The sequence below is a fragment of the Ruegeria sp. AB5 genome (genome assembly GCF_056542645.1).
In genome coordinates this window covers 32624-48632 of record NZ_JBQGAE010000010.1, presented here as the reverse complement: position 1 = coordinate 48632, position 16009 = coordinate 32624, and the positions used below count along the sequence as shown (strand labels likewise).

At 57.0% G+C, this 16009-nt stretch carries 13 protein-coding genes; 10 read left to right on the top strand and 3 right to left on the bottom strand.

The genetic code is table 11. From position 1 onward, the window contains the following. Positions 1 to 43: 43 nt before the first annotated feature. Complete coding sequence (locus tag ACR0L4_RS16325; RefSeq protein WP_480514205.1) at positions 44 to 1228, bottom strand: M24 family metallopeptidase; 1185 nt, start codon at positions 1226 to 1228, stop codon at positions 44 to 46. An 83-nt stretch (positions 1229 to 1311) separates the two neighbouring features. Between ACR0L4_RS16325 and ACR0L4_RS16320 the strand changes: the two genes are divergently transcribed. The 6 genes from ACR0L4_RS16320 (at position 1312) to ACR0L4_RS16295 (ending at position 9073) form a co-directional block, all read left to right on the top strand. Further along, positions 1312 to 2355 carry a pyridoxal-phosphate dependent enzyme gene (locus tag ACR0L4_RS16320; protein WP_480514204.1) on the top strand — a complete coding sequence of 348 codons (1044 nt, stop codon included), beginning with the start codon at positions 1312 to 1314 and terminating at the stop codon, positions 2353 to 2355. A gap of 480 nt (positions 2356 to 2835) precedes the next feature. Next, entirely contained in the window at positions 2836 to 3936 is a 1101-nt protein-coding gene (locus ACR0L4_RS16315) for an ABC transporter ATP-binding protein (protein ID WP_170754223.1), read from the top strand. A 102-nt stretch (positions 3937 to 4038) separates the two neighbouring features. Further along, on the top strand, positions 4039 to 5130 hold the full coding sequence (locus ACR0L4_RS16310) for an extracellular solute-binding protein (RefSeq protein ID WP_170754221.1): 1092 nt from the start codon (positions 4039 to 4041) through the stop codon (positions 5128 to 5130). A gap of 72 nt (positions 5131 to 5202) precedes the next feature. Beyond that, positions 5203 to 6477, top strand: a complete 1275-nt coding sequence (locus tag ACR0L4_RS16305) for an ABC transporter permease (protein ID WP_480514203.1) — start codon at positions 5203 to 5205, stop codon at positions 6475 to 6477. Positions 6478 to 6482: 5 nt separating this feature from the next. Beyond that, positions 6483 to 7694: an ABC transporter permease gene (locus ACR0L4_RS16300; RefSeq protein WP_480514202.1), complete on the top strand. Its 1212-nt coding sequence runs from the start codon at positions 6483 to 6485 to the stop codon at positions 7692 to 7694. Positions 7695 to 7855: 161 nt separating this feature from the next. After that, positions 7856 to 9073 (top strand): aminopeptidase P family protein, encoded by a 1218-nt coding sequence (locus tag ACR0L4_RS16295; protein ID WP_480514201.1) that lies wholly within the window; start codon positions 7856 to 7858, stop codon positions 9071 to 9073. Between the two features lie 36 nt (positions 9074 to 9109). Here ACR0L4_RS16295 and speB read toward each other — a convergent pair whose 3' ends face one another. Together speB and ACR0L4_RS16285 are read right to left on the bottom strand one after the other, a co-directional pair. After that, positions 9110 to 10084: an agmatinase gene (gene speB, locus ACR0L4_RS16290; RefSeq protein WP_170754258.1), complete on the bottom strand. Its 975-nt coding sequence runs from the start codon at positions 10082 to 10084 to the stop codon at positions 9110 to 9112. 579 nt (positions 10085 to 10663) lie between these two features. Continuing rightward, complete coding sequence (locus ACR0L4_RS16285; RefSeq protein WP_480514200.1) at positions 10664 to 10885, bottom strand: hypothetical protein; 222 nt, start codon at positions 10883 to 10885, stop codon at positions 10664 to 10666. 104 nt (positions 10886 to 10989) lie between these two features. On the opposite strand from ACR0L4_RS16285, the gene ACR0L4_RS16280 reads away from it, so the two are divergent. From ACR0L4_RS16280 to ACR0L4_RS16265, 4 genes are all read left to right on the top strand, one after another. Next, positions 10990 to 12120 (top strand): LacI family DNA-binding transcriptional regulator, encoded by a 1131-nt coding sequence (locus tag ACR0L4_RS16280; protein ID WP_480514199.1) that lies wholly within the window; start codon positions 10990 to 10992, stop codon positions 12118 to 12120. A 27-nt stretch (positions 12121 to 12147) separates the two neighbouring features. After that, positions 12148 to 13503, top strand: coding sequence for an ABC transporter substrate-binding protein (locus ACR0L4_RS16275; protein WP_480514198.1), 1356 nt, complete (start codon positions 12148 to 12150; stop codon positions 13501 to 13503). Between the two features lie 65 nt (positions 13504 to 13568). Beyond that, complete coding sequence (locus ACR0L4_RS16270; protein ID WP_480514197.1) at positions 13569 to 14801, top strand: carbohydrate ABC transporter permease; 1233 nt, start codon at positions 13569 to 13571, stop codon at positions 14799 to 14801. After that, positions 14801 to 16009 carry a carbohydrate ABC transporter permease gene (locus tag ACR0L4_RS16265; RefSeq protein ID WP_170754208.1) on the top strand — a complete coding sequence of 403 codons (1209 nt, stop codon included), beginning with the start codon at positions 14801 to 14803 and terminating at the stop codon, positions 16007 to 16009. Before ACR0L4_RS16270 ends, ACR0L4_RS16265 begins: the two co-directional genes overlap by 1 nt.

Here is a 16009-nt window from a genome sequence, read left to right as displayed (position 1 = left end):
GTTTGATGTGCTGTGATCCGTCCAGGCCGGATTGCGCAAACCACTATGGCTTCACGAACACTCTGCGAGGCCGATTGCACAAGCACTCTGCTGGTCCGGTGTCTTTGACAAGGATAGACTCGGTTATTTCAAGGCCCCAGTCGCTCATCCACAGCCCGGGCATGAAATGAAAAGTCATACCGGATTCCAGGACGGTTTCATCTTCTTCCCGCAATGAAATCGTGCGTTCGCCCCAATCTGGCGGATAGCTCAGGCCGATGGGATAGCCACAACGCGCACCGCGTTCGATCCCCGCGCGCTCAAGTGGCGCAGCCAGAGCCATTGCGATATCTTTGGCACGGTTGCCGGGTTTCGCCGCCTCCAACCCGGCCTCGAGCCCTTCGACCAAAGCGGCCTCGGCCCTTTTCAGGTGATCAGGGGGACGACCCAGGAACACCGATCTGCAAAACGGAGCATGATAGCGGCGATAGCAGCCAGACAACTCGAAAAACGTGCATTCGCCGGGTTTGAACCTGTCACCGTTCCAGGTCAGATGCGGCGCGGCTGCGTCTGAACCTGACGGCAGAAGCGGTACAATGGCCGCGTAGTCCCCCCAATCATCACCGACGCCCGTAATCGCGTCACGGTAAATCTGCGCGACCAATTCATTCTTGCGCAACCCAGGCTCAACGCGTTCCAGAACCCCGTCCACGATATGCTCTGAAATACGGGCCGCCTTGCGCATCAGGGCGATTTCTTCTTGGGATTTGACGGTGCGTTGCCAATTCACCAAAGCCGTTGCATCAAGTAGCGTCGCGTTGGGCAGGCCATCGACCAATGTCTGATGGGCTTTGGCCGAATAGTAATAGTTGTCGAACTCTACCCCAATGCGGCTGTGACCGTGCCCGCAGTTGGAAATCAGGTCTGCCAGATCCTGCATCGGGTGCCGCGTGGTCGACTGCACAAAATGATCTGCGTATCCAAAGACCCGGTCGGCACTCATCCAGACCGTGCGAAGCGCACCATTCGTGTCCTGCTGACGTCCCCACCAAATCGGGTCTGCGTCCAGAAAGACAAGAGCACCTTGGTGAACGTAAAATGACCAGCCTTCATAGCCAGTAAGCCATCCGATATTCGACGGGTCTTCGACAAACAGACAGTCAAGTCCCTGTGCGTCCATTGCAGCCCGCGTCTTGGCAAGGCGGCGATCATATTCTGCCTGACTGAAGGCTGGATCAGAATGCGGCATTGGCCTCTCCGGTTCTCAACAGACTATCGTTGACAGAACTCCAGCGATCGGTTCACGTCAACAGACTAAAACTCGGGGGAACCATGCAGATCGTATCCAATCCATACCGGTCGGGCCCAAAACTGGCGCCCACCGCGCCTTATCCGTCGACGGATGCAGCGCGTGTTGCGGCTTTGCTTTCCAGGTGCCCCGCTTCTAATGGGACACCTCTTGTCGAGGCCGGGGCACTGGCCCCTGTGGCCCAAATCTGGGTCAAGGATGAGCGTTCGCGCATGAATCTTGGTTCGTTCAAGGCACTTGGCGCGGCCTATGTGATCGCGCGTCACGCCGCTGAGAGGTCGGATGATCCTGACGCACAGACATTGAACGGTGTGACCTATGTGACGGCCAGCGCCGGGAACCATGGTATGAGCGTCGCGGCAGGCGCAAGAGTGTTCGGCGCGACGGCCGTCGTCTACATCGCTGAAACCGTACCCGAAGGTTTTGCCCAGCGGTTGAAGGCTCAGAATGCGGAAGTTGTTCGAAGTGGCGCCGATTATGCAGCAAGCATGGAAGCCGCAAGCGCGGCGGCTGAAGAAAACGGCTGGATATTGCTGTCGGACAGTTCGTGGGACGGGTACTTCGATCTGCCCTGGACGCTGATGGAGGGATATCTGCAAATGGCAGCCGAGGCTGCAGAGCAATGTCCCGAGGTGCCAACACATATCCTTTTGCAAGCAGGAGTAGGCGGATTGGCCTGTGCCGTTGCTGCCTACGCGCGCAAAACGTGGGGCGATGGGCCGAAAATCATTGTCGTCGAACCCGAAGCAGCGCCTGCTTTACAGGCAAGTATTGCGGCAGGAGAATGCGTGTTTGCCGATGGACCGGACAGCATCATGGGGCGTCTGGACTGCAAAGAACCGTCGCTGATTGCGCTGAACGGATTGGCCAGAGATGCAGACCTGTTTCTGACCCTGACGGATGAGGAAGTCACCGAGAAACTTAGTGCCATGGCGGCGGCCGGTCTGGAAACCACGGCGTCCGGCGGGGCAGGATTGGCTGCGGTGCTGAATGACGCAGCACGCACGGCGATGGAAATCGATGAGAACTCACGCGTGTTATGCTTCCTATCCGAGACTGCCGAGTGAGGGGGGTCGACCAGGCCGTATTTGAAACAAGGACCAAACGGGCGCAGGACCTGATGGAAGTGGCGGGCCTTTCGACGCTTTTGCAGACAACGGAAATTGACTGATGTCTTGGAACTATCTGATGCTCGGCAAAAGCGTTGGCTGCATGCATTTTTGACGACTTCAATCGGTCGGCGGGCGTCCGATTGGGATCACTTTCGAAGTGTAACTCGATTGTTTCTGAACTGCATCAAACTGCGCACGATTGCTGCGCTGTCTATGATTCAGCCTCATTTCAACAAGCGCGTGCTGTCCAGAAATCACGGTTTCACCCGACATATGAAAAATCTGAACATGTCGCAAAATTAGGCAAAAGCGACGTTACTGCGCGCCCAATCGCTTTACGGGCTTGCAACCATTTGTTAGCCTCGGCTTCAATGCACGAGAAGATCAGTGAAATTCGGACCAACCGGATAATCATTTGGCGCAACAGGGGGTCTTGTGACCGACACAAATATCGACGCCGCGTTTGTTGAATTTCAACGCGTCCAGAAATCTTATGATGGCGAGAACCTTGTCGTCAAAGATCTTAACCTATCAATGCCCAAAGGTGAATTCCTGACGATGCTAGGGCCGTCAGGGTCCGGTAAGACAACGTGTCTTATGATGCTCGCCGGGTTTGAAACTGCCACGCATGGTGAAATCCTTCTGGATGGCAAGCCAATCAACAACATACCGCCGCACAAGCGGGGTATTGGCATGGTGTTCCAGAACTACGCTTTGTTTCCGCACATGACCGTGGCCGAGAACCTCTCGTTCCCGCTGGAAGTCCGAAAGCTGGACAAGTCCACCCGCGAGGCCAAGGTCAAGCGAGCGTTGGATATGGTCCAGATGGGTCAGTTCGGTGGTCGACGCCCAGCCCAGTTGTCTGGTGGTCAACAACAAAGGATCGCATTGGCGCGTGCCTTGGTGTTCGAGCCGGAACTGGTGTTGATGGACGAACCTTTGGGCGCATTGGACAAGCAACTGCGTGAGCATATGCAGTTTGAAATCACGCGACTTGCCCATGAATTGGGCATCACGACTGTGTACGTGACCCACGACCAGACCGAGGCGTTGACCATGTCGGATCGCGTTGCTGTGTTTGATGATGGCCGTATCCAGCAGCTTGCGCCGCCAGACCAGCTATACGAAGAGCCCGAGAACAGCTTTGTTGCGCAGTTCATCGGTGAGAACAACACGTTGGAAGGTGTCGTTAAATCGATCGACGGTGCCACCTGCCTTGTTCAACTGGACGATGGCTCGGAAATCGATGCTGTCCCGATCAATGTGCACAACCCGGGCGAACGCACCAAAGTGTCGATCCGACCCGAACGGGTTGAGTTCAACAAGGACCGTCTGCACGCGGATGCACATACGCTGAGGGCGACGGTCAAAGAGTTCATCTATATGGGCGACGTGTTCCGTTTCCGCATGTCGGTGGCAGGCAATGACGAGTTCATTGTCAAAACACGCAACGCCCCGGATGCTGTTCGTTTGCAGCCCGGCCAGGAGATCGACATTGGCTGGCTGGCCAAGGATTGTCGTGCGCTTGACGCATAGACCAAGCCGCGTGGCACAAGCGCGGCTTCACTGAGGGACCGGCCGGCGAAAACCCGTGCGCCGGCTGACCATAGAACAAACGGGATGTACTGGGAGTAACACATGAAACCAACAAAGACTCTGCTGACCGCAGCGGCCTTGGCAACAGCGGCCGGTGGCGTATCCGCCCAAGAGATGACCATCGTGTCGTGGGGCGGCGCCTATTCCAAATCACAGCTCAAAGCGTATCACGAGCCCTATTCCGAAAAGACCGGCGTCACCATCCTGAATGATGACAGCTCGGCCGAAGCGGTCGCCAAACTGCGCGCAATGAACGAAGCGGGCAACATCACATGGGATGTCGTGGACGTGGTTGCCGCCGACGCGATCCGCCTGTGCGACGAAGGTCTGGCGATGGAAATCGACTTTGACACTCAGCTGGCCCCGGCACCGGATGGCACGTCCGCCACAGAAGACTTTGGCGACCTGCTGGTCAGCGACTGTTTCATTCCGCAAATCGTCTATTCGACCACGTTCGGCTACCGTACCGATCTGGTCGGTGACACGCCGCCGACCGATGTCTGCGCGGTGTTCGATCTGGAAACCTATCCCGGCAAGCGTTCGCTGGAAAAACGTCCGATCAACAACATGGAATGGGCGCTGCTGTGTGATGGCGTTGCCAAGGATGACGTCTATGACGTGCTGGCCACCCCTGAAGGTCAGGATCAGGCCCTGGCCAAGCTCGGCACCATCAAGGACAGTGTTGTCTGGTGGTCAGCGGGCGCTGATACCCCCCAGCTGCTGGCCGATGGCGAAGTCATCATGGGCTCTACCTACAATGGCCGTCTGTTCAGCGTGATCGAAGAGCAGAACCAGCCCGTCGCAATGTTGTGGGATGCGCAGGTGTTCGATCTGGACGGCTGGATCATTCCGGCTGGTCTGAGCGAAGAGCGTCAGCAGCAGGCGCTGGACTACATCATGTTCGCAACCGACACCCAGCGTCTGGCGGATCAGGCCAAGTGGATCTCTTATGGTCCGGCCCGTGCCTCGTCGGCTCCGCTGGTGGGTCAACATGCCGAACTGGGTATCGAAATGGCGCCGCACATGCCGACCGATCCGGAAAACGCCAAGAACACGTTCCTGTATAACTACGAGTTCTGGGCGGACTACCGCGACGATATCGACGCCAAATTCCAGGCGTGGCTGGCGCAATAAGCGTCTGGTGTAACCAAAATCCTGTCGGGGGCGGCGTGCTGCCCCCGACCCGGAACGACCCAAGGGGCCATGATGACTGACGCAACCCAAAACGCTGGACCCATGCTGGCAGCGGATGGAACGCCGCTAAAGCAATCCTTGGCGCGCTCACTGCGGAGACAGAAACTTCGGGCGCTGTTGCTGATTGCCCCACTTCTTCTGTTTGTTCTGTTCTCATTCATTGTTCCGATTGCTTCGATGCTGTTTCGGTCAGTAGAAAACAGTATCGTTCAAGAGACGCTACCCCTGACGGTCGAAGCCCTGCAGAACTGGGATGAAACCAGCGGCGAATTGCCGGATGAGGCTGTCTATGATGCCTTTGTCCGCGATATGGTCATTGCGGTCGACAACAAGACGCACACCCGTTTGGGTTCGCGCCTGAACTACGAAGAAACAGGCATGTCTTCGATGTTTCGACGTTCAGGCCGGAGTTTGGGAAAACTGGACCCCGAAACCGATGGGCCATTCAAGGATCAGGTGATCGAGGTTCACGATGGGTGGGGTGAGCCCAACACGTGGGCCGTCATCAAGACCCACTCTCCTGCTGTAACCAACGGCTATTTCCTGAATGCGGTCGATATGCGCCGCACACCCGACGGCGCGCAATCGCAGCCGGAAGACAAACAGATTCTGATCAAACTGTTCGGGCGCACGTTGTTCATGTCTCTGGTCATAACCGCGTCCTGCATCCTGCTGGCATATCCCGTCAGCTATCTGCTGGCGACGCTGCCGATGCGCATGTCGAACCTTTTGATGATACTTGTTCTTCTGCCATTCTGGACGTCCCTTCTAGTCAGGACGTCTGCTTGGAAAGTGATGCTGCAGCAACAAGGCGTGATCAACGACACGCTTGTTTGGCTGGGGCTGGTGGCAGATGACGCAAGGCTGATCATCATCAACAACCAGATCGGTACGATCATCGCAATGACGCATATCCTGCTGCCCTTTATGATCCTGCCCATGTACTCGGTGATGCAGACAATCCCCGATTCCTACACGCGCGCTGCCAAATCGATGGGGGCGACCAACTGGACGACTTTCTGGCGCATTTATTTCCCGCAATCCATTCCGGGTATCGGCGCAGGTTCGATCCTCGTGTTTATTCTGGCCATCGGCTACTACATCACACCCGAGATCGTGGGCGGCACCAAGGGTGTCTTCATCTCGAACCGGATCGCCTATCACATCTCGTCTTCATTGAATTGGGGGCTGGCGGCGGCATTGGGGACGATCCTGCTGGGTGTCGTGCTGTTGCTCTACTGGTGCTACGACAAGATCGTGGGCATCGATAACGTCAAGCTGGGATAATCGATATGGCTGCACTTACTCCGATATCCCGCAAACCCATGTCGATGGTCCTGCCCAGCGTCGCGCTGGCGGGTGCCTTCGCCGGTATCTTCGTCGGCGCGGGCAACGGCTCGATCTTTCTGGGCATCCTTGGCGGAGCCGTCCTGATTGCGGCCCTGGCCTGGGCCTACATCACATTTGTCAAGAACGAGAAACTGGCCCGCTGGATCAACATCCTCGGGTTCGGGGTCGTAGGTTTCCTGGTCGCAGGAGCGATGGGCGGTGTTCTGGGCCTGTTGGGCGGGTGGTTCTTCGTCTGGTTCATCTACTGGCTTTACGAAGGCCGGTACCGCCAGAAGCTGTTGCCGTATCTGACCCCGAAACAGGTGTTCTATCATTACCTGTTCCGCGTGATATGCGGCGCGATTTTTGTCTTCCTGATCACTCCGATCCTTGTGGTGCTGCCGTTGTCGTTCAACGCGGAAGATTTCTTTACCTTCACGCCTGAAATGCTGCGTCTGGACCCCGAGGGGTATTCGCTGAAACATTACCGCGATTTCTTCACCAACAATGAATGGCAGCGCAGCTTCAAAAACTCGCTGATCATCGCCCCGATTGCGACGATTATCTCGGTCTCGCTGGGTACGCTGGCCGCCATCGGCCTCAGTCAGAGCCACGTTCCCGGCCGCCGCGCCATCATGGGTATCCTGATTTCGCCCATGATTGTGCCGCTGATCATCTCGGCAACGGGCATGTTCTTCTTCTACAGCGATATTGGTCGCTTCATGGAAGGAACGCTGGGTATGAACAAGAACTTCGTGGGGTACCTGAAGGTCATTCTGGCCCATGCGGTTCTTGGCATTCCCTTTGTGATCATCACGGTAACAGCAACACTGGTTGGGTTCGACCGATCGCTGACCCGTGCGGCAGCGAACATGGGTGCAGGTCCTGTGCGGACCTTCTTCAAAATCCAGATGCCTCTGATCCTGCCGGGTGTCATCTCGGGTGGTCTGTTTGCCTTCATCACGTCATTCGACGAAGTGGTTGTGGTGCTGTTCGTGGGCTCTGCCAGCCAAAAGACCCTGCCGTGGCAGATGTTCACCGGACTGCGCGAACAGATCAGCCCGACCATTCTGGCGGTCGCCACGATTCTGGTGGTCTTGTCGATTGCCTTGCTGACCACGGTCGAGTTGCTGCGCCGTCGCTCGGAACGTCTGCGAGGGCTATCTCCCGCTTGACGCAGGCACAGGTCTGATCTAACGATTCACCCGTTCACCCCAGCCGCGATGGCGTCGCGGCATCATCGGGGGTGTTCGGCTCTCGGACCCCGAGACCGCCTGTCCTGAACGCCGGGACAAGTGGCCGGGTATTGCCGCCCGGCATAGATGAGAGACCTGTTATGACTGACACAAAACGCCCAGAATTCTTTACCTGCCACAATGGCGACAAAGCCCCTCTGCCGTTCAGCAAGAGCGAATATGACCGCCGCCTTGGCAAATTGCGCGCCATAATGGCCGCACGGGATATCCCCGTGGTTCTGCTGACATCGATGCAGAACATCGCGTATTACTCCGGCTTTCTCTACTGCGCCTTCGGTCGCCCCTATGGCTGCGTGGTCACGCAAGATGCCTGCACCACCGTGTCTGCCAATATCGACGCAGGCCAACCGTGGCGCCGGTCGGTTGAGGATAATGTGATCTACACCGATTGGAAGCGCGACAATTACTGGCGTGCCGTGGCCAACCTGATCGGTGGGGCTAAACGGATCGGTGTCGAAGGCGATCACATGACACTGGCCGCACGCGACACGGCGCTGGCCATGCTGGGTCAGCCCGAACTGGTCGACATCGCTACAGATACCATGGCCGCCCGCATGGTGAAATCCTCAGAAGAAATCGAGTTGATCAAAGGCGGCGCGCGGACAGCAGACGTAGGCGGAGCAGCGATTCACGCCGCCATCCGCGAAGGCGCAACCGAGATCGAGATCGCCATGGCAGGCCGTGACGCAATGGAAGCGGAAATTGCGCGCGCCTATCCGAATGCGGAATACCGCGACACCTGGGTTTGGTTCCAGTCCGGCCTCAACACCGATGGTGCCCATAACCCGGTCACCAAACGAGCCTTGCAAAAGGGCGATATCCTGTCGCTGAACACGTTCCCGATGATCTCGGGCTACTACACGGCACTGGAACGGACCCTGTTCCTTGGCGAGCCTGATGCTGACAGCCTGCGTCTGTGGGAGGCCAACGTTGCCGCACATGAACTGGGCCTCAGCCTGATCAAACCCGGCGCGACCTGCTCGGGCATCACCGCCGAGATCAACCGTTTCTTCGCTGATGAAGGCCTGCTGCAATACCGCTCGTTCGGGTACGGGCATTCCTTCGGCATCCTCAGCCACTATTACGGGCGTGAAGCCGGGCTGGAACTGCGTGAAGACATCGATACCGTGCTGGAGCCGGGCATGGTCGTCTCGATCGAGCCGATGCTGTGGATACCCGAGGGGCAACCCGGTGCGGGTGGATACCGTGAACACGACATTCTGGTGGTCGGTGAAGACGGCGCTGAGAACATCACCGGCTTCCCGTACGGGCCGGGCCATAACATCATCGAAGATTGACGGCAGCGGGTGGAGCCTGTGCTCCACCCGTTTCTTTCAGGCCCGTTGCGCGCGTTGGTGAAAAATAAACCCGAGGAAATTCAACAGAAGCTGCGCTGCCAGTATCTGCGTGCTTTCGGTCGGGTCGTAAGCAGGGGCCACCTCGACAAGATCCACGCCTACGACGTTGCCCCGCTGGGCGAGACCCTGAAGAATTTCCAGAACGTCATAGTATTGGAACCCTCCGTGACTGGGGGTTCCGGTTCCTGCCGCGATCGAGGGGCAGAAAGCGTCGATATCGATTGTGACGTAATAGCGCGATCCTGCCGGAATACGTTCGAGAACAGCTTCTGTTCCCAGTTTCCGAACCTGACGCACAGACAGAATGTCCGATCCGCGGGCTCGCGCATCCTCGTACCCCTCCCTTGCAGTTGAGGATACGTTCCGAATGCCCAACTGCGTCATCCCGGAGACATAATCCTTTTCGATTGCGCGTCGCATGGGATTGCCATGACCATTGGTGACCCCATGACGTTCGTCAACAAAGTCCAGATGCGCATCGATTTGAACCACATGGATGGGGCCGTTCTTTGCGCAGTCTTCTTCGAATGCTGAAATGCATGGAATGTTTATGGAATGATCGCCGCCGATCACCAGAGGCAACGCGTCAGCGGCCAAAATCTTGCGAACGCCGTAAGCAATGTTGTCGTGGCTCGCCTCGGTCTTTGTATGGACGATATCCGCGTCTCCCAAATCTACGATCCGGACCGAGCTATCAAGATATGTTGCGTCATCTTCATGGTCATAAGCACCTGCGTGCCCGAAACTGAACAAGGTCGAAGCGTCGCGCACGGCCCGGGGGCCAAACCGCGCCCCCGCGCGCCACTGCGTTCCAAAGTCGAATGGCGCACCGAGTACGCAAACATCGGCATCGATATTGTCCCAGTTTTCGATATAGGGGGATTTGCCGAACGTTGAGATTCCAACGAACGGCAAATTCAGCCGTCCTGACGCGTACCCGTGATCCTGCACGTTCAATCCTTTCATTGGCATTGTAGAGCTAAGTGAATGTGAACATGACAAGGCCTTTCATTGAAACCGAATTCTTTTCGCCAACTGTGTTGGGTATTCAGGGGCCCGACATCAAGGGTGGTGCCTGCCATTCACGAGTGTGACAAAGACACACTTTTGACGGCGCTACCGCCCTAGGCTCACGTCCCATAGGTTTTCGACCCTTGGCGTGAAACACCGTCCCAACCGGATCGCGATCCTGTTTGGCAGGCTAACGGACTAGCAGCGTGTCGCTACGCTGTATTTGAAGCCCGATGGTCCGTTCGTCACCAATCGCATTCGCAGCTCTCGTCACCTATTGGCTGGGGATTCTGTGTCTAGGGAAATGATGGAAGACAAGGCACCGGCCAAGGAGAACTCGGCCACCCAATTGGGGCGAATTTTCAGCTAGAAATGCCCTTTTGTACGGATCGCACTTGGCAATTCGTCATTCGAGACCTTCAATATTTTCTCACGCTTAAACGGTTGTCGTGCGCGCTAGATAGTGCTGGCAACGCCGTATGCTTCGGTTTCTGGCACATGGTCGACGAAACCACAAAGCTATTTTACCCGCATCGGGTGCTCATGCGCCTGTTCAAGGTCGAAAAGGCCGGTATCCAGGATCGCCTCGGCGGTAACATCGCAGTTGTAGGTTTCAATGACGCGCACGCCGGCATTCAGGCTGGGAAAAACTATACGTGCTGCTTCGTTGCGTTTGGGGCCCGTACCGTCCGCTTTGTTCGAGACAATCACATCCGCAAACTCAGTTTTCTCGACAAGCATGTTGACCAAAGTCCGGCCATCTTGTTCACACAAGGTCTCGCCCCAGGCACGTCAGAGACATTTTCTTGTTGCCGAAACCGGTTTCGGAACAACTTAATGGACAAATGATGTCGATTCCCAAAGATCAAACACGCGGAACCACAGTCCATACTCACCCAGCGCCAGGCCGGGTCAAGTTGGATGAATTGGCGCAACATCTCGGCCTTTCGAAAAGCACCGTTTCTCGCGCGTTAAACGGATATCCAGACATTTCTGAGTCCACGAGAAAGCGGGTCGAAGTGACCGCGCGCAAGATGGGATATCGGCCGCTCAGCCATGCGCAAGCGATCCGTACTGGGAAGGTACGCGCCATTGCTCTGGTTCTGAACAGCGAAGAACCTGACGGTCACAATCCGTTTCTTCAGGATTTCCTTGCCGGGGCGTGCGAAGCAGCCAGTGCCTCTGATTGGACCATGACGATATCGACCGCAATTTCGGACCGGGACATATTGAATGTCCTCAACCGTCTGTATGAAGAACGCAAGGCCGATGGATTTATCCTGCCGCGTACCTTGGTAAGAGATGCCCGCGTAGACTTGCTGCGCAAATTGGGGGTCCCCCATATTCTCTACGGGCGCACCGGTTATGGCGACGCAAGCGTGCCCGACGATACCTCTTGGTTCGATATCTCCGGTGAAACCGCGATGCGCAAGGCGGTGCAACGGTTGGCCGAATTTGGACATTCCCGGATCGGCTACGTCGGCAGCGATTTGAAGTTCAACTACAGCCACCTGCGCAGAGACGGGTATCTTGAGGGCCTCGACAGTGTCGGCCTGCCGGTCGACTCCGATCTGATCCGTGATGGCGCCCGAACGCGCAATGAAGGAGCTGCACAAGCCTCGGCCCTCATGCACCTTGAACATCCACCCACCGCGATCGTTTTCGCAACCGATCTGGCCGCGCTTGGGTTTTATTCCGTGGCGCAGGATATGGGTTTGGAAATTGGACGGGACGTGTCCGTCATCGGGTATGACGGAATACCCGAATGCCAGTATGTCCGCCCCGCTTTGACAACCTTTGCCGTGGACTCGCGCCGAGCTGGTCGCAGATTGGCGACATTGCTTATCCAACAGATCAGAAGCGAAGACCGGACAGGTTTGCGTGAACTGGCCGAAGCTCGCCTTATCGAAGGCGGTTCGGACGGTCCACGATTAAGAACGCCACAGGATTTGGCGCTTCAAATTGGAACACCATAGTGAACACAATCGGGGAGGAGCCCAAAAATGAAACTTACACCCAAGGCGTCACGGCTCATGCTGGGGACATCGCTGGCATTGGCGTTGACGGCGTTGTCGGCCCAGGCGGATACGATCCGGTTCTGGACCACCGAAGAACAGCCCGAGCGACTGGCCAAGCAGCAGGAAATGGCCGACCAGTTCAAAGCCGAAACCGGGACCACGGTCGAAGTGATCCCGGTCACCGAAAGTGATCTGGGGACCCGGGCTACAGCTGCATTTGCCGCCGGGGATTTGCCGGACGTCGTCTATCACACATTGCAATATGCTTTGCCCTGGGCCGAAGCCGGTATTCTGGACACCGAAGCCGCCACGGAAGTGATCGAGGAACTGGGGGCAGACACCTTTGCCCCAGGTGCATTGGCGATGGCAGCTTTCAATGACGAAACAGCCTCGGTCCCGGTAGATGGCTGGACCCAGATGGTTGTCTACCGCAAGGATCTGTTCGAAGAGGCCGGTCTGCAAGCCCCCGATAGCTTTGAGGACATTGAGGCCGCGCTGGAAGCACTGCACAACCCGCCAGAAATGTATGGCTTTGTCTCTGCGACCAAAGTCGACGAGAATTTCATGAGCCAGGTGCTGGAGCATGTTTTTCTTGCCAACGGCGTCAGCCCGGTCGGCCCCGATGGGTTCCAGCCGCTGGACGAAGCCAAGACCACCGAAGTTCTGGATTTCTACAAAGCAATCTCCAAGGCATCGCCTCCGGGTGAGCTTTTCTGGAAGCAATCGCGCGAACTGTATTTTGACGGTAAGGCCGCAATGATCATCTGGTCGCCGTTCATTCTTGATGAATTGGCCGGTCTGCGCGACAGCGCCCCGCCGACCATCAATGATGATCCCACTTCGCGCGATCTGGCCAGCAAAACCGGGATCGTAACCAAGCTGTCGGGTCCATCGAACCCAGAAGGCGCGGCCTGGGGTGACGTTCGATACTTTGGCATCACCAATGACGCAGATACCGATGCGGCAATGGAGTTCGTGAAATACGCAATGGATCAGGGCTATACCCAGACACTGGCAATCGCACCCGAAGGCAAATTCCCGGTCCGTCGCGGCAATGCCGATAACCCGTCCGCTTTTTCTGAGGCTTGGGCAGAGTTGCCCGTAGGTGTCGATCGCAAAGCGCCGCTGGGTGAGTTGTACGAACAGGCGATGATTGACGAGATTGTTGGCGGCCTGGATGTGGCGCAGCGCTGGGGTGTGGCAGACGGTCAGTTGGCGCTGGCGTCGAAAATGATCAACTCGCAAGCCATCAACCGCGTGGTCCGTCAGTATATCGACGACGAAATTGACGCCGCATCTGCGGTTGCGGCGATGAACGAAGAACTCGCCAAGGTTCAGTAACGCCACCTCTGTGTGGCACCTGCAGCGGCATGCGTGCCGCTGCACCCAATCCTTCGAGGTATCCCATGACTTCGGCCACCCCACCGACCGGAACCGGGGCGTTAGCCAAACGCGAGGCGCGTCTGGCCTGGACGCTGCTGGCTCCGACAATCATCAGTGTGTCGCTTGTTGTGATCCTGCCGCTGCTGGCGATCTTTTGGATCAGTTTCAAGCCCTTCACCCTGTCTGACCTGCGTCCACCGGCGCCGGTTGTCCGAGAAAGCCTGCGTGGATCGGGTGACGATCTGCGGATCGAATACCGGCTGCGCAACTCCAGCCAGGAGATCGCCATTGAAGGCGTGACCTTCAGCGATGTGCTGCCCGACGGTGTTGTAACCGGTGAAATCACCCCGCCATGTGTGCTGAACGGCCAAGAGCTGTTCTGCGATTTTGGCATATTGGAAGGCGGTCAGCGCGAGCGTATCCGCATTCCTGTCACGGTTGACGGCGACATTGACGCGTTCGAGGACGTAGTCGAAGCCTCCGAGCCGCGTGTTACAGGCAGCGGGTCAAGTATCCTTACCAATTTCGAGTTCAGTCTCGTGAACTTCGCCCGTGTCTTTGATGGGGACGAATTCTGGGGGGTGCTCTGGATCACGTTGTTTTACACTGTCTTCGGCACGATCGGCGCCTTGGTCATGGGGCTGTTTGCCGCCTTGCTGCTGAACAAAAGCTTCAGGGGGCAAGGCGTTATTCGCGGCCTTTATTTGTTCCCTTATGTCGCTCCGGTGATTGCCGTTGCCTTCACCTGGGTCACGCTGTTCGACCCGTTCTCGGGCTCGGCCAATGCGTTGCTGGTCCAGATGGGGCTAAGCAGTGACCCGATAAACTTTTTCGGTGAAAGGCCTTTGGCGCTGATTATGGTCACGGTGTTCGAGATCTGGCGCTATTTCCCGCTGTCTTTCCTGTTCATACTCGCACGGATGCAATCCATCGACTCCAGCATGTACGAGGCGGCAGATATGGATGGCGCATCACCGTTCCAGAAGTTCTGGTTGCTGAGTATCCCGCAATTGCTGGGTATCCTGTCGGTGCTGTTCCTGTTGCGCTTCATCTGGACGTTCAACAAGTTTGACGACATCTTCCTGCTGACGGGCGGCAATGCGGGTACCCGCACGCTGACTGTGAACGTCTACGAACAGGCCTTTGCGGTATCCAACATCGGGGCAGGGGCGGCTGTAGCCGTGGTGATCCTGATGTGTCTGATCGCTTTCAGCTTCCTCTTTTTCCGTTTCATCAGCCGTGAGGAGGGTTTGTGATGCGCAAAGGGTACATCACTGCTCCGGTTCTAGGGGCGCTGTGGATGGTCGTCATCGCCACGACTATCGCGATCACCATGTCCTTCGCCACCGGATCGGCATTCCGTCCGCAAGTCCTGCTGGGACTGATCTGGGGCGGTTTGGCCGGGCTTGTCTACGCCCGTTTTCCGGCCCGCCATGCCCCGGTTCGGCTGGGCATGGCCGCGCTGCTGGGCTTGTCCTGCCTGACGGGCTTCGGTCCGGTTCTGATTGGGTCGGACACCACATTGCAGGCGGTTTTGATTACCGCAATCTCGGTGACCATCGTGATGCATGTTTCGCTGGCCGAAATCCTCAAGGACCTGCCTTTTGCGGAATTGACCCGCCATGAATACGAAGAGGCGGTGATCCGGTTCTGCACCGGGTTCGGCTATATCTTCTTCACCGCGATTGTCATCATCCCCTTCTACGTGATGGTCATGACCAGCCTGAAATCGCAGCAAGCCTTGCTGCAGAACCCGCTGGATTTCTCGGTCGACCTGAGCCAAGGCTGGAACCTGTTCCGCAGCTACACTGAACTGTTTCGCGACTTCAATTTCGGAACCTACCTGTGGACGTCCTTTTATGTCTCGGTGCTGACCGTTTTCATCACGCTGGCTTTCAGCATTCCAGGCGCCTATGCGGTTGCGCGGTTCCGGTTCAAAGGACAAAAGGCGTTCTCGCGCTCGATCCTGCTGATCTACATGGTGCCGATGATCGTTCTGGCGCTGCCAATCTACATCGCGTTCTCGCTGACCGGCCTGCGCAACTCGATCCTTGGGATCGTGATGATCTACCCGGTCACCACGATCCCGGTCGCGCTTTACATGCTGCAAGGATACTTCCGAGGTCTGCCGTCCGAGGTGGAAGAGGCAGGTCTGATGGATGGCCTCTCACGTCTGGCGGTGATCTGGAAGATCACGCTGCCGCTCAGCCTGCCGGCGCTGGCATCGGTGTCGCTCTATGTCTTCATGATCGCCTGGAATGAATTCCTGTTGGCCTTCATGTTGCTGGACGATCCGTCGAAATTCACCCTGACCCGAGGGGTGACCATGCTGAACTCATCGGAAATTCCCCGTCAGCACCTGATGGCCGGTGCGGTGATAGCCACCGTTCCGATCATGGCGCTGTTTCTGGGGCTTGAACGTTTCATGACCAAGGGACTGACCGCAGGGTCCGTCAAAGGATGA

Excerpts from the sequence above, each read along its gene's own strand:
- ACR0L4_RS16325 (WP_480514205.1), bottom strand. The coding sequence starts at position 1,228 with ATGCCGCATTCTGATCCAGCCTTCAGTCAGGCAGAATATGATCGCCGC.
- ACR0L4_RS16320 (WP_480514204.1), top strand. The coding sequence starts at position 1,312 with ATGCAGATCGTATCCAATCCATACCGGTCGGGCCCAAAACTGGCGCCC.
- ACR0L4_RS16310 (WP_170754221.1), top strand. The coding sequence starts at position 4,039 with ATGAAACCAACAAAGACTCTGCTGACCGCAGCGGCCTTGGCAACAGCG.
- ACR0L4_RS16305 (WP_480514203.1), top strand. The coding sequence starts at position 5,203 with ATGACTGACGCAACCCAAAACGCTGGACCCATGCTGGCAGCGGATGGA.
- ACR0L4_RS16300 (WP_480514202.1), top strand. The coding sequence starts at position 6,483 with ATGGCTGCACTTACTCCGATATCCCGCAAACCCATGTCGATGGTCCTG.
- ACR0L4_RS16295 (WP_480514201.1), top strand. The coding sequence starts at position 7,856 with ATGACTGACACAAAACGCCCAGAATTCTTTACCTGCCACAATGGCGAC.
- ACR0L4_RS16285 (WP_480514200.1), bottom strand. The coding sequence starts at position 10,885 with ATGCTTGTCGAGAAAACTGAGTTTGCGGATGTGATTGTCTCGAACAAA.
- ACR0L4_RS16280 (WP_480514199.1), top strand. The coding sequence starts at position 10,990 with ATGATGTCGATTCCCAAAGATCAAACACGCGGAACCACAGTCCATACT.
- ACR0L4_RS16275 (WP_480514198.1), top strand. The coding sequence starts at position 12,148 with ATGAAACTTACACCCAAGGCGTCACGGCTCATGCTGGGGACATCGCTG.
- ACR0L4_RS16270 (WP_480514197.1), top strand. The coding sequence starts at position 13,569 with ATGACTTCGGCCACCCCACCGACCGGAACCGGGGCGTTAGCCAAACGC.
- ACR0L4_RS16265 (WP_170754208.1), top strand. The coding sequence starts at position 14,801 with ATGCGCAAAGGGTACATCACTGCTCCGGTTCTAGGGGCGCTGTGGATG.